Raw genomic sequence first — 21,078 nt, 5'->3', positions numbered from 1 at the left:
GAAAAAAGGAGGCGGCACAAATGAAATGGAAACAAAAAGTAGATGAAACAGCAGAAAAAATTTACGACCTGATCAAATCAGAAAAGTACAATGTAGAGATCCAAGTACCGAAGAAATCAGAAAAGTTTGTCCAAATCAAATCAAAACGTCCGACGAATCATACGAAGAAATGGTTGTCTAAAAATCGTTAAGAATAACAAAAGCTCTGAAGTTCACATAATCTTGTGTTCTTCAGAGTTTTTGTTATTTTTCAATCTCAATACCTAAGACGGTCAAGTGACCATTACCAACTAATTTGATGACTAAAGCGGCCAATTGTTTTGGTGTCATGTCCGTATCACTTGTGACCCACCAGTGTAAAGTGCCAGTGAAAATGGCAGTCATGTACTCCGTAATAAAGTCAATGGGTACCTCTAATTCGTTTTCGGTGATTCTCAAATGGTCAAAAATGGTGGCGTATTTATCCGACAAAAAAATTTTTAACTTCTTTCTGAAAAACTCGATCGACGTGCCATCTAACGTCGTTATAAATATCGCTTTGTTTTCAGCAATCAATTGATAAATTTGAGTCAATGCCCGATTGACCCGTTTCAACTTCAGTTTATTCCCTTCCATCAATGGTTCTAAGTCTAAGATCGAAGTAAAGGTCTGGATAGCGATGTGGAATAAATGTTCATAAAGATCTTGTTTATCTTTGAAATGGGCATAAAAAGTTGCCCGATTGATCATTGCTTCATCTGCAATCTCTTGGATCGTGATCTGTTCCATGCTTTTTGTTTCTAGTAAACGTAAGAACGCTTCAATAATCATTTTGTTGGTACGCTTCACTCGAAGATCATTTTTCTTCATCATCAAAATCTCCTCACTTTTGGTCGACAAATCGTTCACAATTGTTGTTTATCTCACAAACGGACGGTTATTGCTTATTGTAATCGATAAAAAAGGTTTTAAAATAGATATATGTAGTATAACAGAGGGTTTGTTCAATATTCAACAAAGTGTCTTTTTTAAGAAGGTGGCGAGTCGATGAAAATGTACGGAGGTATCGATGTTGGATCTACGACAGTAAAATTAGTGATTCTGGATAAAGACGGAAAAGCTCTTTTTACTAAATATGAACGACATTATGCAGATATTAGAAAAGCAACCATCAATATATTAGAAGAGGCCCAAGCCAAGCTCCAAGATCAGGCGATTGCTTTTGCGATCACAGGTTCTGGTGGTATGGGCTTAGCGGAACAGTTGCAATTGCCATTTATCCAAGAAGTGATTGCTTGTACAAAAACGATCGAAGAAAGAATTCCTGAAACAGAAGTGGCCATCGAATTAGGTGGAGAAGATGCAAAAATCACCTTTTTTGGTTCTTCTTTAGAACAACGGATGAATGGTAGCTGTGCAGGTGGGACAGGGGCATTTATCGATCAGATGGCTGCACTCTTAAAAACAGATGCGAATGGCCTGAATGACTTAGCCAAAAACTATCAACAGCTATATCCGATTGCTTCTCGTTGTGGTGTATTTGCTAAAACAGATGTACAGCCTTTGATCAATGAAGGAGCAGCTAAAGCGGATATCGCCGCAAGTATTTTCCAAGCTGTCGTCAATCAAACGATTGCCGGCTTAGCAGCAGGGAGAAAAATCAAAGGGAAGGTCGCCTTTTTAGGTGGACCACTTTATTTTATGTCTGAATTGCGTCAACGCTTTATTGAAACGCTTGATCTTTCATCAGAAGATGTGATTTTTCCAGAAAATCCTCAACTATTCGTTGCGCTAGGTGCAGCGTATCACGCAAAAGCTTCTGAGGAAGAGATATTGAGTCAATTGATCCAGAAGTTGAAAAGTCAAAACAAAGAGTCGCTTGATAGTTCTCGTTCTTTAGCGCCTCTTTTTCAGACAGAACAAGAGTTAAATGAGTTTCACCTTAGGCATGAAAAAGCAACAGTGAAAGAACGTCCCCTCGCTACTCATCATGGGGTGGCATTTTTAGGCATCGATGCGGGTTCGACCACGACGAAAGTCACCTTGATCAATGAATCAGGAGATCTATTGTTCTCGTTTTATGGAAACAATGAAGGTCAGCCCTTAGAAACAACGATCAGTGTATTGAAAAACATGTACCAACAAATGCCTACAGGTTGCTTTATCGGAAAAGCAGTAGTGACTGGCTATGGCGAAGCGTTGATCAAGAGTGCCTTGAAGATCGATATCGGCGAAGTCGAGACGATGGCGCATTACAAAGCAGCGAATTTTTTTCAACCAGGTGTTGATTTTATTTTAGATATCGGCGGACAAGATATGAAGGCAATGACGATCAAGGTCGGCGCGTTATCCTCGATCCAGTTGAATGAAGCGTGCTCTTCGGGCTGTGGTTCATTTATTGAAACATTTGCCAAATCATTGGGATACGAGATCCAAGATTTTGCTAAAGCGGCGATCACTGCCAAACATCCAGTAGACTTAGGTTCAAGATGTACGGTCTTCATGAATTCGAAAGTGAAGCAGGTACAAAAAGAAGGGGCTTCGGTTGGAGATATTTCAGCTGGACTCTCTTATTCTGTGATCAAGAATGCGGTGTACAAAGTGATCAAAATCAGAAAACCAGAAGATTTGGGCAGTAAAATCGTTTGCCAAGGCGGAACGTTTTACAATGATGCAGTCTTACGAGCTTTTGAAAAAATCAGTGGGCGTGAGGTCGTTCGCCCGTCGATCTCAGGATTGATGGGCGCATATGGTGCTTCTTTGATTGCATTAGAAGCCTACCAAAAAGGCGAAAAGAGTGAACTACTCTCATTAGAAGAATTGTCGCAATTGACGACAGAAAAAGAATTGACGCACTGTGGGTTATGTGAGAACAATTGCTTATTGACTGTCACTTTATTTTCAGATGGCAGAAAGTTGATTTCTGGGAATCGTTGTGAACGTGGTGCACAGATCAAGATCAAAAAAGCGGATAAGAAAATCAATTTAGTGGCTGAAAAATCCCGACAGTTATTTCGTTACCGGCCATTGCGAAAAACGGAAGCTGTCAATGGCGAGATCGGTCTTCCAAGAGTGTTGAATATGTATGAAAACTTTCCGTTATGGCAGACGTTCTTTCGGGCATTAGGCTTTCGAGTGGTCTTGTCGCCTTGTTCGAGTAAGGAAATCTATGAACAAGGGATTGACACGATTCCTAGTGATACTGTCTGCTATCCAGCGAAGCTCGCCCATGGTCATATCCAATCATTGATCGATGCTGGTGTTTCTTGTATCTTTTATCCTGGTGTGATTTTTGAGCAAAATGAGAATCGCCAAGCGGACAATCATTTTAATTGTCCCATCGTCCAAAGCTATCCAGATGTCATTAAAAACAATATCGATGTGATTCGTGAAGGGCGAATCGATTACCGTCATCCTTTTTTGAATCTAGCAAATGAAGCATCTGTCGCAAAAACGTTACATCAAACATTTGCTGACTACGGTTTTTCAAAAGAACAAATAGCAGAAGCCTTACATCAAGGATACGAAGCATTAGCAAGGTTTAAAAAAGATCTTCAAAAGAAGGGCGAAGAAACATTGAGAATGCTTCACGAAAACAATGAACGGGGTATCGTCCTTGCAGGGCGTCCGTACCATCTCGATCCAGAAATCAATCATGGGATCGCAGAGTTGATCACACAAGAAGGTTTTCATGTCCTGACAGAAGACAGTATTGCCCATCTAGGAGATGTCGGTCAGTTACGTGTAGTCAATCAATGGGTCTATCAATCACGACTGTATGCCGCGGCACGAGTCGTTGCCAAGTCCAACGAGCTAGAACTCGTACAATTAAACTCCTTCGGTTGTGGCATCGATGCGGTGACAACGGATCAAGTCGAAGAAATAATGGCGCAATATGGCAAGTTGTACACGGTATTGAAAATTGATGAAGGCGCAAATTTAGGCGCAATCAGGATACGCTTGCGTTCACTAAAAGCGGCGGTCAATGAACGAACAAAACAACAGTTCTATCCGACGAAACAATTTGCGGAACCTAAGAAAATCACGTTTACCAAAGAAATGAAGAAAAAGCATACGCTATTGTTACCAATGTTAAGCCCCATCCATCAATCTGGCTTAGTCGATGTCGCATTGAATGCTTCAGGGTATCAAGTCGTTTGTTTGCCAGAAGAAAGTGGAAATGCCATTGATGTGGGTTTGAAATATGTCAACAATGATGCGTGCTATCCAGCGATTATTTCAATTGGGCAAATAGTAGAAGCATTAGAAAGCGGAGCATATGATTTAGCACATACGAGTGTGATGATGACACAGACAGGCGGTGGGTGTCGAGCGACCAATTATATCCCACTTCTGCGAAAAGCGCTTGATGAAGCGGGATTTCCGCAAATTCCAGTCGTTTCTGTTTCTTTCGGCAATCAAGGAGTCGAGTCATCTCCAGGCTTTACGTTCACTTTGCCTTTATTGAAACGTTTAGCTGTCGCATTTTTATATGGCGATCTTTTTGAGCGGGTCGTTTACCGCACGAGACCTTATGAGATCGAAAAAGGGGTGGTCGATAAGTTACACCGTGACTGGCTGGAACAAGTAAAAAGCAATGTGAAAAATGGTTCTCTGATACGATTCAACCGTAATATGGAAAAAATCATTCGTGATTTTGATACGATCCCGCTAACCAATCAAACGAAACCGAAAGTAGGGATCGTTGGAGAAATACTCGTCAAATACTCATCGACAGCCAATAATAATATCGTTCGTCTATTAGAAGAAGAAGGTGCTGAAGTCATTGTACCTGACATCATGGGGTTTATGAATTACTCCCTATACAACCAAGTTTGGAAATATGAACATTTAGGTCATGCGAAAAAAAGTAAATGGGTCGCTCAATTTCTTATTCGATTGATTGAACAAGTGGTCAAACCAATGGATAAAGCGTTAAGACAATCGCAACGTTTCGATGGGATAACGCCGATCAGTCAATTAGCAGAGGAAGCAAGTCAGATTCTATCCATCGGTAATCAGACGGGTGAAGGGTGGTTCTTGACAGGAGAAATGATTGAATTGTTGGAAAACGATGTCGCGAATATCATTTGTATGCAACCATTTGGCTGCCTACCGAATCATGTGGTAGGAAAAGGGGTATTCAAAGAATTGCGTTATCGTTATCCTAAAGCTAATATCACAGCAATCGATTATGATCCAGGAGCTTCGGTAGTCAATCAACTGAATCGTATTCGTTTGATGATGGCGACTGCAACGAAAGCCTTGAATCAATAGCTTGTAGGATGACTTCCGTGGATGAATCGCCTATTTACTGAGTAATAATCAAGCGTGCGTGTTACTTTAAACCGATACTTTAGTAGAGTTGATAATCAAGGAAACTTAGATAAAGGCTGGTACGTCAGTTTGTTGGTACTTTAGCGAACAGTATCCGTTTACTCTTTTTGGTTGTGAATTAGGTATATACCAGTTATAATAAAAGAAATGAAAGGGCGGGTAGATGTTATGTCGAATCAATTACCGGTATATATACAAATCCATGATCAAATCAAAAGTGAAATCGAGCAAGGCGTTTGGAAGATCGGGGATCGTCTTCCTTCAGAAAGAGAATTAGCCATTAAGTTCAATGTCAGTCGAATGACTTTAAGACAAGCCATCCAAAACTTAGCAGACGAAGGGATTCTTGAAAGAAAAATCGGTTCGGGAACTTACGTTGCACGAGAAAAGGTTCAAGAAAAAATGTCTGGCGCAACAAGTTTTACCGAAATCATGGAGTCACAAAATCGTGTGCCATCCAGTCGAACGATTTCTTATTTTCTGACTTCACCAAGTTCAAGCGAAATGGAAAAATTGCAACTAAATAAAGAGGATACAATCTTACGAATGGAACGTATTCGTTTTGCTGATGATATCCCGATTTGTTTTGAGATTGCCAGTATTCCTCAAAAAATCATCGATGGGTACAGCAAAGCGGAGATTACAGAGTCGCTTTATCGAACCCTTGAAGAAAAAAGAGGGAATAAAATCGGTGCGGCCAAACAAACGATTTCAGCAGTTCTAGCTTCAGAAAAAATTGCTGAATATTTGGATGTCAAACGAGGAGATGCGGTCTTACGATTAAGACAAATCTCTTATTTCGAAGATGGTACACCTTTTGAATACGTACGTACGCAATACGTGGGCGATCGTTTTGAATTTTATTTAGAAAGATGATCGTACGTGAACAAAAAACCAGAGGATAGGAGGCTGCGATGCCATTGCCTACTCTCTGGTTTTTGTTATACAGTGCTTAAATCAATCTTTTGGTTGAACGAGCTGTTCATAATAGGAGACAGCTCCCTCAGTAAAGTTCACTTGACCACTCAATAGCTCAATGATCGACTCTTGAAATGCAGTGATTTCTTTTTCGTTGACCATACAAACAACGATCACTTTATCCGTATAGAGGATCTCTTTGACATTGACCTGCTGGAGCTCTAAAAAATTCTCTATTTTTCCTAACTGTGGATAGGCAAGATGAATCGACAACTCTTGCTGTAATGTCCCTTCAACGATTCCGATTTCCTGCAATGCGTGGGAAACCGAGTGCGCATAAGCTCGGATCAAACCTCCAGCGCCTAGTTTGATTCCGCCAAAATAACGAGTCACGACAGCCGCGACATTGATCAATTCATTTTTTTTGATGACCTCTAACATCGGTACACCGGCAGTCCCGCTCGGCTCTCCGTCGTCACTACTTCGTTGGATTTCATTTTTTTCGCCGATGACGAAGGCACTGCAATTATGGTTGGCTTTCCAATGTTCTTTTTTTGTTTCTTGGATAAATTGTTTGGCTTCTTCTTCCGTTTCGACACGTTTCAGTGAACAGATAAAACGTGATTTTTTTATTTCGAGTTCACTTTGACCATTTTCTTTGATCGTATAATAACGTTCTAACATCTGTCTCACTACTTTCATTTGTTTGTTCTTCTCTCTTTTCAAGTATAGAGAATTTTTTTCTTCATTTCAATTATGTTAATAGTTGCTTAACGAAAGGAATATGGGATAATGAAGAAAAGAGAGGGGGCGTAAAAATGAAAGAACGAGTCAAAAAATATGATGCAATCACTCATTATTTAAAAACGAATGGTGGTTCTCAGATCACGTTGACTTTCACTCAAATCGATGAATTGCTTTTTCCAAGCAGTGCCTTGCCCCGTTCTGCGCGAGAAAGTACGGATTGGTGGGCAAATGATTACAAACATCCTGAAAAAGGAGCCTATGGTTGGATCAATGCAGGATATGAAGTCGTTGTGATCAATCTAGAAAAAGAATTTATCGTATTTAACCAATTAGTCAAATCCAGCTGGTTGTTTGACGAATAACTATTCTTCGACTCGATGAAGATCCAAGCACTTGCTTTTAGTCCAGTTCCAGGGACTAGCTACATATATCAGTATGATCTGAGAGGTCGGGACAGAAGTGTTCAGCCTCGAGAAATAAGACGGGAACCACGAAAATTGCTTTTCAAATTTTTGTGGTTCCCGTCTTATTTCCGAAGAGGTTACTTCTGCTCCCGCCGTTTATTCGTTTTTTAGGTATACAGCAAAAGTAAATTTTACTTTTTTCTCAGACTTCAGTTTCATACTTTTTTTGTATCTCTTTTGCACGTGAGAATCTTTTTTTTATCGTATTTATTTTACGAAAGGAGAGAATTGAACATGCAAGTGGAGGATTTTCATGGGCGCCGTTTATTGTCGAGAGACGTCGACGGGAATGAACATCATTTTACGGAATCAAAGTATAAAGTGGTCGATGCAGTCACACTAAAAAGAAAGCAAGTTTACTGCAATCGTTGCAGCCAAAGAACGCCATTGCAAGAAGCAAAGATCAACGAATCTTGTTATTACTGTCCCCATTGTCTACTTTTAGGGCGTTGCGATACCTTGCAACAACTCTACTTATTCGAACAACCAAAGGGGCAGGAACGCCGTGTAAAATACTGCTGGGAAGGACAACTGACAGTGTTGCAACAACGGATTTCGAGTGAACTCAGTGAGCAGTCTGGTCAGCATTTGGTATGGGCAGTCACAGGATCAGGTAAGACTGAAATGCTTTACGAGAGTATCCGCAAGACATTAGAAAAAGGCAATAGAGTCGCTATTGCCTCACCAAGGATCGATGTTTGTCAGGAACTATATCTCCGACTAGTGAATGTGTTTCCTGAAGAAACGATTGGTTTGCTTCATGGAAAAGCAAAAGAACCTTATCGATACAGTTCCGTAGTGATCTGCACAACGCATCAGTTGTACCGTTTTTATCAGGCATTTGCCTTATTAGTGGTCGATGAAGTCGATGCTTTTCCATTTGTTGGTGATCAAGGCTTGAATTACGCAGTGAGAACAGCTTTGCAACCAAGCGGAAAACTGATCTATTTAAGCGCGACACCAGACGACCGATTATTGAAAAAAAGTCGAACCACGATGGCTATCCACCAGCTGGCTTTGCGCTTTCATCAACGGTTATTGCCGGAACCTAGCTTGCTTTTTTGGAACAAGTGGGCGAGTCGCTGTCTGCACCCAAGAAAAAACCGACCGTTGCGCCGTTTGATCCATGAACTGATCAAAGAGAATCACGTCTTGTTGTTTTGCCCAAGTATCCAATTAATGGAACAACTGGAAAATCAGTTGAAAAACCAACTTTCATGTCGCATTGTATCTGCCTCCTCAAGAGATGAGAGGCGTAGCCAAAAAGTCCAGAGTATGAGAGAACAGCAATACGATCTTTTTTTGACTACGATGATCTTAGAGCGTGGTGTGACCTTTGAGCGAATCTCAGTCATCGTTTTAGGTGCTGACCACCCTGTATTCAGCAAATCGTCCCTAGTCCAAATCGCAGGGCGGGCGGATCGAAAGGGAGGATTTACGAATAGCAAAGTCTATTTCTTGTATGAAGAAAAAACACTGGCGATTGCAAAAGCATGTAAAGAAATCAAGCAAATGAACCGAAAAGGAAAAGCGCAACGTGATGAAATGCGTCTATTGTAAGAAACCATCCATCAGAAATTTGCAATTAAGTGAATTGCTTGGGCTGGCAAAAATCCCTAGATGTTGCGCTGCCTGTCATTCCTTATTCCAACGTATCCAACAAGAAGACAACCGTCACTGCCAGGGATGTCAAAAAGGAGTGAGTAACCTTGATATTGCTCAGAGCAGGTATTGTCCAGACTGTTTGACTTGGCTTGCGCGTCATCCTAACTATGCATTTTGCCATCGAGCTTTGTTCCATTATGATAAAGCGTTCCAAGCTTGGCTCAAACAGTATAAGTTTATGGGAAACATCCAGTTAGCACAGACATTTATCGTAGAATTGCAAGAATTAAAAAAACGCTACAAGTCGTTTATTTTTTGTCCAATTCCATTGTCTGAGGAAAGAATCAAAGAAAGAGGGTTCAATCAAGTCAGCGAAATGTTGAAAGCTGCAGGACTTCCTTTTCAAGAATTATTGCTGAGAGAAAAACACCAGACACCACAAGCAAAGAAGACAAGGGAACAACGTCTTGCTACGCCACAGCCGTTCGTATATCAAGATGATAAAAATAAAATCGAAGGAAAAAATATCTTGTTGATCGACGATGTTTACACGACTGGTCAAACAATGTTTCATGCAGCCTCATGCCTCTTTCCGCAGTCACCGAATAAAGTACAGACGTTCTCACTTGCTAGATAAGCTTTTTATAGAAACCATCGTAAAATGACAGCGATTTAGTTTGCAAAAGCCTAGGAGTTCGATATAATGGATATAAGAAGAGGGAAAGAGTGGTCCTTCTCCTTCTTGATTGTGGTAGATGAAAGGGGTAGTTTTTATGTTTAGATATAATGTACGCGGCGAAAATATCGAAGTAACTGAAGCGATTCGTGACTACGTTGAGAAAAAAGTAGGGAAATTAGAACGTTATTTCAGCGATGCTCCCGATGCTACGGCGCATGTGAATTTAAAAGTTTATACTGAAAAAACAGCAAAAGTGGAAGTTACGATTCCATTACCTTATCTCGTATTACGTGCCGAAGAAACTTCACCAGATCTATATGCAAGTATTGATTTGGTTGTTGATAAATTGGAACGTCAAATCCGCAAATTCAAAACAAAAATCAATCGTAAATCTCGTGAAACTGGCTTGAACACAGCGAACGCTGCGGTTATGTTCAACAATGAAGACGAAGAAGAAAACGAATCTGAATTAGATATCGTTCGCACAAAACGTTTGTCATTGAAACCAATGGACAGCGAAGAAGCAGTCTTACAAATGAATATGTTAGGCCATAACTTTTTCATCTTTGAAGATGCTGAAACGAATGGTACAAGCATTGTTTACCGTCGTAAAGATGGCAAATATGGATTGATCGAAACTGATTGATAAATAACGAAATAATAACATGAAAAAAACTTGCAGTGGCCTATGATGGCTACTGCAAGCTTTTTTTTCGCTTGAGCATATGAAAAAGAATATGAAATAATTATGAAGATATTACTTTAATTGACGTAAGTTATTTCATTTATCCACAACTAATGATAAAATAGGAAAAGAGTCTACATAGTTTGGATATTATATAAAAGGAGATTACACAACGCATGGCCAATTTTATTCGTTCGATTATCGAAAATGATAAGAAAGAACTAAAACGTTTAGAAAGTATTGTAAAAAAAATCGAAGCTCATGCTGATGAAATGGCAGCATTAACAGATGAACAATTACAAGCAAAAACAACAGAATTCAAAGAAAGATATAAAAAAGGGGAAACATTAGATCAACTTTTACCAGAAGCTTTCGCAGTGGTTCGTGAAGCAGCGAAGCGCGTATTAGGTTTGTACCCTTATCCTGTCCAGTTGATGGGGGGGATCGTCCTTCATGATGGGAATATTCCAGAGATGCGTACCGGTGAAGGGAAAACCTTGACTGCTACGATGCCTGTTTATTTAAATGCTTTGACAGGAGAAGGCGTTCACGTTGTCACAGTCAATGAATACCTATCCACTCGTGACTCCAATGAAATGGGTGAATTATATAACTTCTTAGGTTTGACAGTTGGTTTGAATATCAATTCAAAATCAGCAGACGAAAAACGTGAAGCTTACAATTGTGACATTACGTATAGCACGAACAATGAACTAGGATTTGACTATTTGAGAGATAACATGGTCGTATACCGTCATCAAATGGTACAACGTCCATTGAACTATGCAATCGTCGATGAGGTCGATTCGATCTTGATCGATGAAGCTAGAACACCATTGATTATTTCTGGACAAGCAGAAAAATCAACTGCTTTATATACTCGTGCAGATAATTTTGTCAAACGCTTGAAAGAAGAAGAAGATTATAAGATCGACGTACAATCAAAAACGATCAGTTTGACTGAATCAGGGATCGAAAAAGCAGAAGAAACTTTCGGTTTGGATAACTTATACGATATCGAAAATTCTGCCTTGACGCATCATATCGATCAATCATTACGTGCGAACTATATTATGATCTTAGATATCGATTATGTGGTTCAAGACGGTAAAGTAATGATCGTTGACCAATTTACTGGTCGTATCATGGATGGACGTCGTTATTCTGACGGGTTGCACCAAGCAATCGAAGCAAAAGAAGGCGTGGAGATCGAAGATGAAACCAAAACAATGGCTTCGATCACCTTCCAAAACTATTTCCGTATGTACAAAAAATTGTCTGGTATGACAGGGACAGCGAAAACAGAAGAAGAAGAGTTTAGAGAAATCTATAACATCCAAGTAATCCAAATCCCTACAAATCGTCCGGTCATTCGTGATGATCGTCCAGATTTACTTTATCCGACATTAACTAGCAAGTTCAATGCAGTTGTTCAAGACATCAAAGATCGTTACCGTAAAGGTCAACCCGTTCTTGTAGGTACGGTTGCAGTTGAAACATCTGAATTGCTTTCTGATCTATTGAACCGAGAACGCGTCCCTCATGAAGTCTTAAATGCGAAAAACCACTTTAAAGAAGCCGAGATCATCATGAATGCTGGTCAAAAAGGAGCAGTGACGATCGCGACGAACATGGCCGGACGGGGAACGGATATCAAGTTAGGTTTAGGAGTCCGTGAGTTAGGCGGTTTAGCTGTTATTGGTACAGAGCGTCATGAATCAAGACGTATCGATAACCAGTTACGTGGACGTGCAGGTCGTCAAGGAGATCCAGGGATGTCACAATTCTACTTGTCTCTTGAAGATGATTTGATGAAACGATTTGGTTCAGAACGAATCAAAGCATTCTTAGAACGCATGAAGATCGGTGAAGAAGATGCGGTGATCCAAAGCAAGATGTTGACGAAACAAGTTGAATCTGCGCAAAAACGTGTCGAAGGAAACAACTACGATACACGTAAAAACGTTCTTCAATACGATGACGTGATGCGTGAACAACGTGAAGTCATCTATAAACAACGCCAAGACGTGATCATGGAAGAAACAAGTTTATCTGAACCATTGATGAATATGGTCAAACGCACGATCAGTCGAGTGGTGGATGCACATACACAACTTGAAAAAGAAAACTGGAATCTTGAAGGGATCGTTGACTTTGCCGGTAGTACACTTGTCCATGAAGACAGCATTTCAATGGCTGATCTAGAAGGCAAGACACCACAACAAATCAAAGATTTCTTAAATGAAAAAGCGCAAGAAATCTTTAACACGAAAGCAGCACAACTAAATGGCCCTGAGCAATTGCTTGAGTTTGAAAAAGTTGTGATCTTACGTGTCGTCGATTCTAAGTGGACAGACCATATCGATGCGATGGATCAATTGCGTCAATCGATTGGATTACGTGCCTACGGACAAAACAATCCGCTTGTTGAATATCAAACAGAAGGATATAAAATGTTTGAAGACATGATCGGTGCGATCGAATATGAAGTGACACGTATCTTTATGAAAGCTGAGATCCGTCAAAACGTTCAACGTGAACAAGTGTCTCAAGGACAACCTGTTCAACCAACGGAAGGTGACGCGAAAGAAAACAGTCGCTTGAATGTGAAATCACAACCTGTCAACGTCAACAAAGTGGGACGTAACGACCCATGTCCATGTGGCAGTGGCAAGAAATTCAAAAACTGTCATGGTAAAAATGCTAATTAACCTTTAGTGATCAGAAAAATAAATCATTGAGATTGATTAGCGCTACTTGAAAAATATAGAAGAGAAAACTTCGCTTACACCTTTCTGAGCGATTCTCTTTACAAACAAAAATAGTTAGGGGATTCCTAAAATCCAATTTTCGATTGGTATGGATACCCTGAGGTCAAGAAATATTCAGCCTCTAATAATAAGGTGGAATCCGCAAAAATTGTTCGTTGAATTTTTGTGGATTTCACCTTATTTCCGAAGAGGTTGCTTTTGGCACACACAAATCTCTACTATTTATAAGAACTGGGTGAGAGGAAGAAGGACGTGCAGTCGCATCTTATTCTTTCTGTTCGCACAAGATTCTGGTAGACTAAACAATGAAGATTAGACAGAAAGAAGGAAATCGAAATGGAAATTTCTGAGATTCGAAACCTCCTAACCGAAATGCAAGAGAAAGTCACAAGTTTTAGAGGGTCTCTTTGACTTAGATCAGCTGGAAGAAGATATTGCTGAAGCAGAAGCAAAAATGGCTGAACCAGGTTTTTGGGATGATAGTGAAGCAGCACAAAAAGTAATCAATGAAAACAACGCAAACAAAGAAACCTATGACCAGTTCAATGAACTTGCTCAAGAGTTAGAAGAATTAGAGTTGATGGTGGAAATGTTACAAGAAGAGCCAGATGCGCAAATGCAAGAAGAGGCGCAAGAACGAATCAGCTTTTTAGCAGAAAAGATGACGACTTATGAATTAGCGATGTTATTAGATGGACCTTATGACCGCAATAATGCGATCGTTGAGCTTCATCCAGGTGCTGGTGGAACAGAGTCTCAAGACTGGGGAAGTATGTTGTTGCGCATGTACACACGTTGGGCAGAGCAACACAGTTACCAAGTAGAGATGTTAGACTATCAAGCAGGTGATGAAGCGGGTATCAAAAGTGTGACATTGTTGATCAAAGGGCATAATGCTTATGGTTATTTGAAATCGGAAAAAGGGGTGCATCGCTTAGTCCGGATCTCACCGTTTGATTCTGCGAAACGCCGACATACATCCTTTTGTTCGGTGGACGTGATGCCGGAACTAGACGACATGATCGATATCGAGATCAACCCTGATGATTTGAAGATCGACACTTATCGCGCAAGTGGAGCTGGTGGACAGCACATCAATAAAACTGAATCTGCGGTTCGAATCACTCATTTGCCAACAGGTACTGTCGTTGCCAGTCAGGCACAACGCTCACAATTAAAAAACCGTGAACAAGCGATGGGGATGCTGAAAGCCAAACTTTATCAATTAGAAGTGGAAAAGAAAGAGCAAGAAGCAGCTGCGTTGCGTGGCGAACAAATGGAAATCGGATGGGGTTCACAGATCCGTTCTTACGTTTTCCATCCTTATTCAATGGTCAAAGATCACCGAACAAATGTAGAAACAGGTAATGTTCAAGCGGTGATGGATGGTGAATTAGACCCGTTCATCGATGGTTACTTAAAAATGCACATTTAAGAGATGATCGTCTTGGCAGTAAATTGAAATAAAATTGTAAGATTTCGCAAGCAAGCTGAAACATTCCCATGCTATAATGACTAAAGACTGAAAAGATATGGAGAGAACGCCATGATTGAAATGAAGGATGTAATGAAGAAGTACTCAAATGGTACCACGGCTATCCGAAATCTCTCGATCGTCATTGACCAAGGAGAGTTTGTCTATGTAGTAGGACCATCTGGTGCTGGTAAATCTACATTCATCAAGTTGATGTACCGAGAAGAAAAAGCAACGAAAGGCACGTTGAACGTTGCTGGCCATGATCTAATGGAAATCAAGGATCGTGAAGTACCTTATTTACGTAGAGAAATTGGAGTAGTGTTCCAAGACTATAAATTATTACCTCGAAAAACGGTATACGAAAATGTCGCTTATGCGATGCAAGTAATCGGCAGAAAGCCTCGCGACATTAAAAAAAGGGTAATGGAAGTGTTAGATCTCGTTGGCTTGAAGCATAAAGTACGTGTTTTCCCAAGTGAACTATCAGGTGGGGAACAACAACGTGTGTCGATTGCGCGAGCGATCGTGAATACACCGAAAGTACTGATTGCAGATGAACCGACAGGAAACTTGGATCCGGAAAACTCATGGGAGATCATGAAGTTATTGGATCGGATCAATGCACAAGGCACGACTGTCGTTATGGCGACACATAATAGTACGATCGTTAATACAATTCGTCACCGAGTAATCGCTATTGAGAATGGCCGGATTATTCGTGACCAAGCGGAAGGGGAATATGGATACGATGATTAGAACCTTTTTCCGCCATTTATTAGAAAGTATCAAAAGTTTAAAACGAAACGGTTGGATGACGATCGCCTCGATCAGTGCAGTAACGATCACATTGACACTAGTCGGTGTATTTATGGCGATCATCATGAATGCGACTAAATTAGCTGAAGATATTGAAGGCAACGTAGATGTCTCAGTATTCGTTGATATCGGAACAAGTGAAAAAGACATGGAAACACTCGAAAAAGAGTTGAAAGAGCTTGATCATGTCAAGAACGTTGATTTTTCAAGTAAAGATCAGGAATTAAAGAAAATCCAAGATCAAATGGGTGATTCATGGAGTTTGTTTGAAGGAGACGGCAATCCGTTGTATGATGTGTACGTAGTAACAACGACAGAACCTTCACATACAAAAGAAGTTTCTGAAGAAGCAGCGAAGTTGAAAAATGTTTTCCGTTCGGATTACGGCGGAACTTCATCTGACCGTATCTTTGATATCGCCGCTGCTGTTCGTACGTGGGGCTTAGCAGCTGCTGCATTACTATTGTTCGTTGCGATGTTCTTGATCTCAAATACGATTCGTATTACGATCATTTCCCGCCAAAGAGAAATCCAGATCATGCGCTTAGTTGGTGCCAAAAATGGCTATATCCGCTGGCCGTTCTTCTTGGAAGGTGGTTGGATCGGTTTGATCGGTGCGATTCTTCCTGTATTGATCATTACATTTGGGTATCAACAAATCTATGGTTTACTCAATCCAACCTTGTTGCGCTCAAATTACTCGTTGATACAGCCACAGGAGATCGTTTGGAAAATCGACGTATTGATGGCCGGTATTGGTGTCATCATTGGTTCATTAGGTTCGATTATTTCAATGAGAAGATTTTTGAAATTTTAATTTACGATTTGAAACAGACCAGTGGGAGCGATCCTGCTGGTTTTTTTGTACGCAAAATTCTTCTTATTTTATTAGGGAAGTTGTTTGTCTAGGCTGAAAAACGCTCTGACCAAAGCATATAACAGGTAAATCGATACTTTTTCTTTACTTAACAAAACAACTTCGCTATCCTAGAGAAGATAGCCAGACAAGAGGTGAAACAATGGATATTATTTTTGATAATTTTTCAACGATCTTGCTACTTACGAATACACTATTATCTCTAGTAATCGTATTTACAGAAAGAAAAGAGACTGCTCAGACGTGGGCATGGTTGCTGGTGTTGACATTTATCCCGATCCTTGGTTTTTTCCTTTACATATTCTTTGGGCGAGGCATTTCAAAAGATAAGATTTTTGATTTGAAGATCCAAGGAAAGATCGGGAAGAACTTAGAGATTGAAGAGGATCGGCAGGCATTGATGCGCGGGCTTTACCCGCACCCGCCTACTGGACAAGTTGATGTAAAACAGTTGATCTACATGTTGACTGTTGGTGAAAGCACCTTGTACACCACAAGTAATGATGTCACATTATTTACCGATGGTCGTGAGAAATTTGACCGTCTGATCGAGGATATCGATCAAGCGACCGATCACATCCATTTACAGTATTATATCTATCGTAGTGATAGCTTAGGCGTTGAAGTATGCCAAGCATTGACTGCGGCTGCAAAAAGAGGCGTTCAAGTGCGGGTCTTGTTAGATGCGTGGGGATCAACAGAAGTTTCGTCTAAGTTCTTCCATGAGTTGAAGGAAGCTGGCGGAGAAGTGGCATTCTTTTTCCCGCTTTTTGTTCCTTATTTGAACCCGCGGATCAATTATCGCAATCACCGAAAAATCGTAGTGATCGATGGACAGATTGGTTATACTGGTGGATTCAACGTCGGAAATGAGTATTTGGGACTCGTACAAAAATTTGGTTATTGGCGAGATAATCACCTACGGATCTATGGTGAAGGAGTCTATGCGTTACAAAACCGTTTCTTGATGGACTGGAATTCCCAACATACAAAAGAAGTAAACTATGCGGCACGCTATTTCCCAAGCATTGCTTCAGGCGGGGAGATTGCTTTACAAGTCGTAACCAGTGGTCCAGACTCAGAACATGAACAGATCAAAATGACGTACCTTAAAATGATCTCACTTGCTAAACGAGAGATTTTGATCCAAACACCGTATTATATTCCAGATGAATCGATTCATGAAGCCTTGAAATTGGCTTTATTGTCGGGCGTGAAAGTCCATTTACAGATTCCTAACAAACCAGATCATCCATTAGTCTATTGGGCAACATATTCTTTTGCTGCAGAACTGATTGAATATGGTGCAATCATCGAAACCTATGAAAATGGTTTTATCCATGCGAAAACAATGATCATCGATAGCGGCATCGTTTCCGTAGGATCTGCAAATATCGACGTGCGTTCTTTCCGTCTAGACTTTGAAGTGAATACATTGATCTATGATGAACGACTCGCCACGCAAGTTCGCGGTGCTTTTTTTGAGGATGCGAAAGTTTCTGAGCGCCTGACAAAAGAACGCTATGAGGCACGAGGTTTGGTGATCAAGCTAAAAGAGGGCTTGGCTCGTCTTGTCTCCCCACTCTTGTAAAAAAGTGAACAAAAAAGGACATGAAATAGACTCGTTAGAGTAGATTTTCATGTCCTTTTCTATCGGGGCCATTTCTGTAGTTCATTACAAGAAATGGAGAAAGCGTCTCGCAAGAGCGGGAATTAACTTTTGGGGTATTTCTTGTTTTTTGGGGAAAGCAAGAAATAAGTTAATGCTTGCTTGGTACAGAGACACATTTCAATGCCAGTATAGCATAGAAAAATTTATTGAGATAGTATTTTTTTCAATTATATTAAATTATTTGTTATTTAATAAAATCAATTGATTTTCAAGTAATAATGAAAATGTTAAAATGGATTTACTTTAGGATTGAAGGAGATTTCTAATGAAAAAATTACGTTTATTATTACCAATGATTGTACTAGCCATAACAATGTCTGGGTGTTCAAACCTAGTCGATCAAGGAGAATCAATCACAGCGGTCGGATCATCCGCTTTACAGCCTTTAGTGGAGACGGTTGCTGAAACTTACCAGTCAGAAAATCCTGGTAAATTTATCAATGTACAAGGTGGAGGAAGCGGGACTGGTTTATCTCAAGTCCAATCAGGAGCTGTGGAGATCGGGAATTCTGATTTGTTTGCAGAAGAGAAATCAGGAATCGATGCAGCTGCATTGATCGACCATCGAGTGGCAGTTGTCGGTATCACACCGATCGTCAATAAAGAAGTCGGTATCGAAAACATTTCAATGGAAGATTTGAGAAAAGTTTTTACTGGTGAACTAACGAACTGGAAACAATTAGGTGGGAAAGATCAGCCCATCGTCATCTTGAACCGTGCAGCAGGCAGTGGAACTAGAGCTACTTTTGAAAAATGGGTCTTAGACGGCGAGACAGCGATTCGTTCACAAGAACAAGATTCTAGTGGAATGGTTCGTCAAATCGTTGCTGATACACCAGGAGCAATCAGCTACGTGGCCTTTTCTTATGTATCAAAAGATGTAGATACATTGAAAATCGACGGTGTGGAACCAACTGAAGAGAATGTAACGACAAATGATTGGACGATCTGGGCATATGAACATATGTATACACGAAAAGAAACAAGTCAATTGACGAAAGACTTCTTAGCTTACATCTTGTCTGATGAAGTACAAAACAATATTGTCGGTGATCTAGGCTATATTCCGGTTTCCAGAATGGAAGTTGAACGTGATTGGGAAGGTAATGTGGTGAATTAACCATCTTTACACAAAATTTACAAAGTTAGCAAAAAATTTACATGTTATTAAAATCAAATTGATATTCGCTTAGTAGACTGTATAGGTATGTTAAAGGACCAAGGAGGAATCATCTGTGGAAGATGTAAAAAAAGCACTAGTAACTAAATCCAAGCGCTCGAAAATGGAACAACGTGGAAAGTTTATCAGCTTTTTATGTATTGCGTTGATCGTAGTGGTTGTTTTAGCAATATTTTATTTTGTTGCCAGCAAAGGGTTAGCGACCTTTTTTGTTGATAAAATCAATATCTTTGATTTCTTGTTTGGAACAAATTGGAATCCGAGTGCGTTAGGGCCGGATGGCAAACCAATGGTTGGAGCCCTACCGATGATCGCGGGCTCGTTTATCGTCACTTTTTTATCTGCTATCATTGCAACACCGTTTGCGATCGGTGCAGCCGTTTTTATGACGGAAATTTCACCCAAAAACGGAACAAAGATTTTACAACCGGTCATTGAGCTACTTGTAGGGATTCCTTCAGTTGTTTATGGTTTTATCGGTCTATCAGTCATCGTTCCATTTATCCGTGGCATTTTCGGTGGAACTGGTTTTGGTATTTTAGCCGGAACATTTGTCTTGTTCGTCATGATCTTACCGACAGTTACAACAATGACTGTCGATGCGTTAAAAGCTGTTCCAAGACATTATCGTGAAGCTTCGCTTGCATTGGGAGCGACAAGATGGCAAACAACGTATAAAGTAGTTTTACGTGCGGCAGTTCCAGGAATCTTGACATCAATCGTTTTCGGGATGGCTCGTGCTTTCGGTGAAGCCTTGGCGATCCAAATGGTTATCGGTAATGCTGCATTGATGCCAACAGGCTTTACAACACCAGCTGCGACGCTGACATCGATCTTGACGATGGGTATCGGGAATACGATCATGGGAACTGTTGAAAATAATGTTCTTTGGTCATTGGCTCTGATCTTACTCTTGATGTCATTATTCTTTAATATCGTTATCCGCTTGATCGGTAAGAAGGGAGAATTGAAATAATGAATGCAAAACGTTCTGATAAAATAGCAACAGGTGTTTTATATGTGATTTCAGGCATCATTGTCCTGATCCTCGCTGCGTTGCTTCTTTATATTTTAGTTCGCGGTATTCCACATATCTCATGGTCATTCTTGACTGAACCGTCAAAAGCGTATCAAGAAGGCGGCGGGATCGGGATCCAATTATTCAACTCTATCTACTTACTGATCATCACAATGATCATTAGTTTTCCAATCTCGCTTGGTGCAGGGATCTACTTGTCTGAATATGCAGGGAAGAACTGGTTGACAGATGTGATCCGCACATCGATCGAGATCCTTAGCTCATTACCTTCTGTTGTTGTCGGTTTATTCGGTTTCTTGGTTTTCGTCATCCAATTCCAATATGGATTCTCGATTATTTCAGGTGCCTTAGCCTTGACAGTCTTCAACTTACCTTTGTTGACTCGGACAGTCGAAGAATCATTACAAGCTGTCCATTACACACAACGTGAAGCCGGTTTAGCTTTAGGCTTGTCTCGTTGGGAAACAGTGCTTCGTGTGGTCGTTCCTGAGGCGACACCAGGGATTCTAACAGGAGTCATCCTAAGTTCTGGTCGTATTTTCGGAGAAGCCGCAGCTTTGATCTACACAGCTGGTCAAAGTGCACCAGCCTTAGATTTTACAAACTGGAATCCATTGAGCATTTCCAGCCCGATCGGTATCTTCCGACAAGCTGAAACACTAGCTGTCCACATTTGGAAAATCAATACAGAAGGAACGATGCCAGATGGCGTTTCCGTTTCAGCAGGAGCTTCTGCGGTATTGATCATTGCAGTGTTACTATTCAACTTTGGTGCTCGAGCAATCGGAAAACGTCTGCACCGTAAAATGACTTCAGCTTAAGGAGAAGAAGC

The 21,078-nt window shown here is 40.5% G+C and carries 17 protein-coding genes; 15 read left to right on the top strand and 2 right to left on the bottom strand.

Annotation, left to right across the window (positions count from 1 at the left end; translation table 11 throughout):
* Window positions 1-20: 20 nt before the first annotated feature.
* Window positions 21-191 (top strand): hypothetical protein, encoded by a 171-nt coding sequence (locus tag JZO83_RS02965; RefSeq protein WP_207114948.1) that lies wholly within the window; start codon window positions 21-23, stop codon window positions 189-191.
* A gap of 52 nt (window positions 192-243) precedes the next feature.
* Here JZO83_RS02965 and JZO83_RS02960 read toward each other — a convergent pair whose 3' ends face one another.
* Complete coding sequence (locus JZO83_RS02960; RefSeq protein ID WP_206853617.1) at window positions 244-852, bottom strand: TetR/AcrR family transcriptional regulator; 609 nt, start codon at window positions 850-852, stop codon at window positions 244-246.
* A 174-nt stretch (window positions 853-1,026) separates the two neighbouring features.
* Between JZO83_RS02960 and JZO83_RS02955 the strand changes: the two genes are divergently transcribed.
* Together JZO83_RS02955 and JZO83_RS02950 are read left to right on the top strand one after the other, a co-directional pair.
* A complete protein-coding gene (locus JZO83_RS02955; protein WP_207114947.1) occupies window positions 1,027-5,256 on the top strand; it encodes a 2-hydroxyacyl-CoA dehydratase in 4,230 nt (1,409 codons plus the stop codon).
* 228 nt (window positions 5,257-5,484) lie between these two features.
* Window positions 5,485-6,192 (top strand): GntR family transcriptional regulator, encoded by a 708-nt coding sequence (locus tag JZO83_RS02950; RefSeq protein WP_206853622.1) that lies wholly within the window; start codon window positions 5,485-5,487, stop codon window positions 6,190-6,192.
* Window positions 6,193-6,273: 81 nt separating this feature from the next.
* Here the strand turns inward: JZO83_RS02950 and JZO83_RS02945 are convergent, their stop codons facing one another.
* Window positions 6,274-6,918, bottom strand: a complete 645-nt coding sequence (locus JZO83_RS02945) for a YigZ family protein (protein WP_206853755.1) — start codon at window positions 6,916-6,918, stop codon at window positions 6,274-6,276.
* A gap of 134 nt (window positions 6,919-7,052) precedes the next feature.
* Here JZO83_RS02945 and JZO83_RS02940 point away from each other — a divergent pair, with 134 nt between their 5' ends.
* From JZO83_RS02940 to pstA, 12 genes are all read left to right on the top strand, one after another.
* Window positions 7,053-7,343, top strand: a complete 291-nt coding sequence (locus tag JZO83_RS02940) for a hypothetical protein (RefSeq protein WP_010734907.1) — start codon at window positions 7,053-7,055, stop codon at window positions 7,341-7,343.
* Between the two features lie 336 nt (window positions 7,344-7,679).
* Window positions 7,680-9,005: a DEAD/DEAH box helicase gene (locus JZO83_RS02935; protein ID WP_207114946.1), complete on the top strand. Its 1,326-nt coding sequence runs from the start codon at window positions 7,680-7,682 to the stop codon at window positions 9,003-9,005.
* Window positions 8,986-9,687 (top strand): phosphoribosyltransferase family protein, encoded by a 702-nt coding sequence (locus JZO83_RS02930; RefSeq protein WP_207114945.1) that lies wholly within the window; start codon window positions 8,986-8,988, stop codon window positions 9,685-9,687. Before JZO83_RS02935 ends, JZO83_RS02930 begins: the two co-directional genes overlap by 20 nt.
* Window positions 9,688-9,823: 136 nt before the next feature.
* Window positions 9,824-10,375 (top strand): ribosome-associated translation inhibitor RaiA, encoded by a 552-nt coding sequence (raiA, locus tag JZO83_RS02925; protein WP_010734910.1) that lies wholly within the window; start codon window positions 9,824-9,826, stop codon window positions 10,373-10,375.
* Between the two features lie 215 nt (window positions 10,376-10,590).
* Window positions 10,591-13,125, top strand: coding sequence for a preprotein translocase subunit SecA (gene secA, locus JZO83_RS02920; RefSeq protein WP_206853642.1), 2,535 nt, complete (start codon window positions 10,591-10,593; stop codon window positions 13,123-13,125).
* Window positions 13,126-13,521: 396 nt separating this feature from the next.
* Window positions 13,522-14,620, top strand: a protein-coding gene (gene prfB / locus JZO83_RS02915; RefSeq protein WP_207114944.1) for a peptide chain release factor 2 whose coding sequence is annotated in 2 segments (ribosomal slippage) — window positions 13,522-13,593 and window positions 13,595-14,620 — 1,098 coding nt in all. Because the reading frame shifts where the segments join, the coding sequence is not laid out codon by codon here.
* A gap of 111 nt (window positions 14,621-14,731) precedes the next feature.
* A complete protein-coding gene (gene ftsE, locus JZO83_RS02910) occupies window positions 14,732-15,418 on the top strand; it encodes a cell division ATP-binding protein FtsE (protein WP_206853647.1) in 687 nt (228 codons plus the stop codon).
* Complete coding sequence (ftsX, locus tag JZO83_RS02905; protein WP_277989366.1) at window positions 15,411-16,295, top strand: permease-like cell division protein FtsX; 885 nt, start codon at window positions 15,411-15,413, stop codon at window positions 16,293-16,295. Before ftsE ends, ftsX begins: the two co-directional genes overlap by 8 nt.
* A gap of 202 nt (window positions 16,296-16,497) precedes the next feature.
* A complete protein-coding gene (gene cls, locus JZO83_RS02900) occupies window positions 16,498-17,946 on the top strand; it encodes a cardiolipin synthase (protein WP_207114943.1) in 1,449 nt (482 codons plus the stop codon).
* Window positions 17,947-18,292: 346 nt separating this feature from the next.
* Window positions 18,293-19,147, top strand: coding sequence for a phosphate ABC transporter substrate-binding protein PstS (locus JZO83_RS02895; protein WP_206853655.1), 855 nt, complete (start codon window positions 18,293-18,295; stop codon window positions 19,145-19,147).
* Window positions 19,148-19,262: 115 nt separating this feature from the next.
* Window positions 19,263-20,183 (top strand): phosphate ABC transporter permease subunit PstC, encoded by a 921-nt coding sequence (gene pstC / locus JZO83_RS02890; RefSeq protein WP_207114942.1) that lies wholly within the window; start codon window positions 19,263-19,265, stop codon window positions 20,181-20,183.
* A complete protein-coding gene (gene pstA / locus JZO83_RS02885; protein ID WP_206853662.1) occupies window positions 20,183-21,067 on the top strand; it encodes a phosphate ABC transporter permease PstA in 885 nt (294 codons plus the stop codon). Before pstC ends, pstA begins: the two co-directional genes overlap by 1 nt.
* The last annotated feature ends 11 nt before the right edge of the window (window positions 21,068-21,078 follow it).

Source organism: Enterococcus sp. DIV1298c, assembly GCF_017316315.1.
GTDB lineage: Bacteria > Bacillota > Bacilli > Lactobacillales > Enterococcaceae > Enterococcus_B > Enterococcus_B mangumiae.
The sequence above is the reverse complement of the archived record's forward strand: the minus strand, read 5'-3'. Positions and strand labels throughout refer to the sequence as shown.

What these genes read in the sequence shown, in the direction of transcription:
- JZO83_RS02965 (WP_207114948.1), top strand. Translation starts at nt 21, where the DNA reads ATGAAATGGAAACAAAAAGTAGATGAAACAGCAGAAAAAATTTACGAC.
- JZO83_RS02960 (WP_206853617.1), bottom strand. Translation starts at nt 852, where the DNA reads ATGATGAAGAAAAATGATCTTCGAGTGAAGCGTACCAACAAAATGATT.
- JZO83_RS02955 (WP_207114947.1), top strand. Translation starts at nt 1,027, where the DNA reads ATGAAAATGTACGGAGGTATCGATGTTGGATCTACGACAGTAAAATTA.
- JZO83_RS02950 (WP_206853622.1), top strand. Translation starts at nt 5,485, where the DNA reads ATGTCGAATCAATTACCGGTATATATACAAATCCATGATCAAATCAAA.
- JZO83_RS02945 (WP_206853755.1), bottom strand. Translation starts at nt 6,918, where the DNA reads ATGTTAGAACGTTATTATACGATCAAAGAAAATGGTCAAAGTGAACTC.
- JZO83_RS02940 (WP_010734907.1), top strand. Translation starts at nt 7,053, where the DNA reads ATGAAAGAACGAGTCAAAAAATATGATGCAATCACTCATTATTTAAAA.
- JZO83_RS02935 (WP_207114946.1), top strand. Translation starts at nt 7,680, where the DNA reads ATGCAAGTGGAGGATTTTCATGGGCGCCGTTTATTGTCGAGAGACGTC.
- JZO83_RS02930 (WP_207114945.1), top strand. Translation starts at nt 8,986, where the DNA reads ATGAAATGCGTCTATTGTAAGAAACCATCCATCAGAAATTTGCAATTA.
- raiA (WP_010734910.1), top strand. Translation starts at nt 9,824, where the DNA reads ATGTTTAGATATAATGTACGCGGCGAAAATATCGAAGTAACTGAAGCG.
- secA (WP_206853642.1), top strand. Translation starts at nt 10,591, where the DNA reads ATGGCCAATTTTATTCGTTCGATTATCGAAAATGATAAGAAAGAACTA.
- ftsE (WP_206853647.1), top strand. Translation starts at nt 14,732, where the DNA reads ATGATTGAAATGAAGGATGTAATGAAGAAGTACTCAAATGGTACCACG.
- ftsX (WP_277989366.1), top strand. Translation starts at nt 15,411, where the DNA reads ATGATTAGAACCTTTTTCCGCCATTTATTAGAAAGTATCAAAAGTTTA.
- cls (WP_207114943.1), top strand. Translation starts at nt 16,498, where the DNA reads ATGGATATTATTTTTGATAATTTTTCAACGATCTTGCTACTTACGAAT.
- JZO83_RS02895 (WP_206853655.1), top strand. Translation starts at nt 18,293, where the DNA reads ATGAAAAAATTACGTTTATTATTACCAATGATTGTACTAGCCATAACA.
- pstA (WP_206853662.1), top strand. Translation starts at nt 20,183, where the DNA reads ATGAATGCAAAACGTTCTGATAAAATAGCAACAGGTGTTTTATATGTG.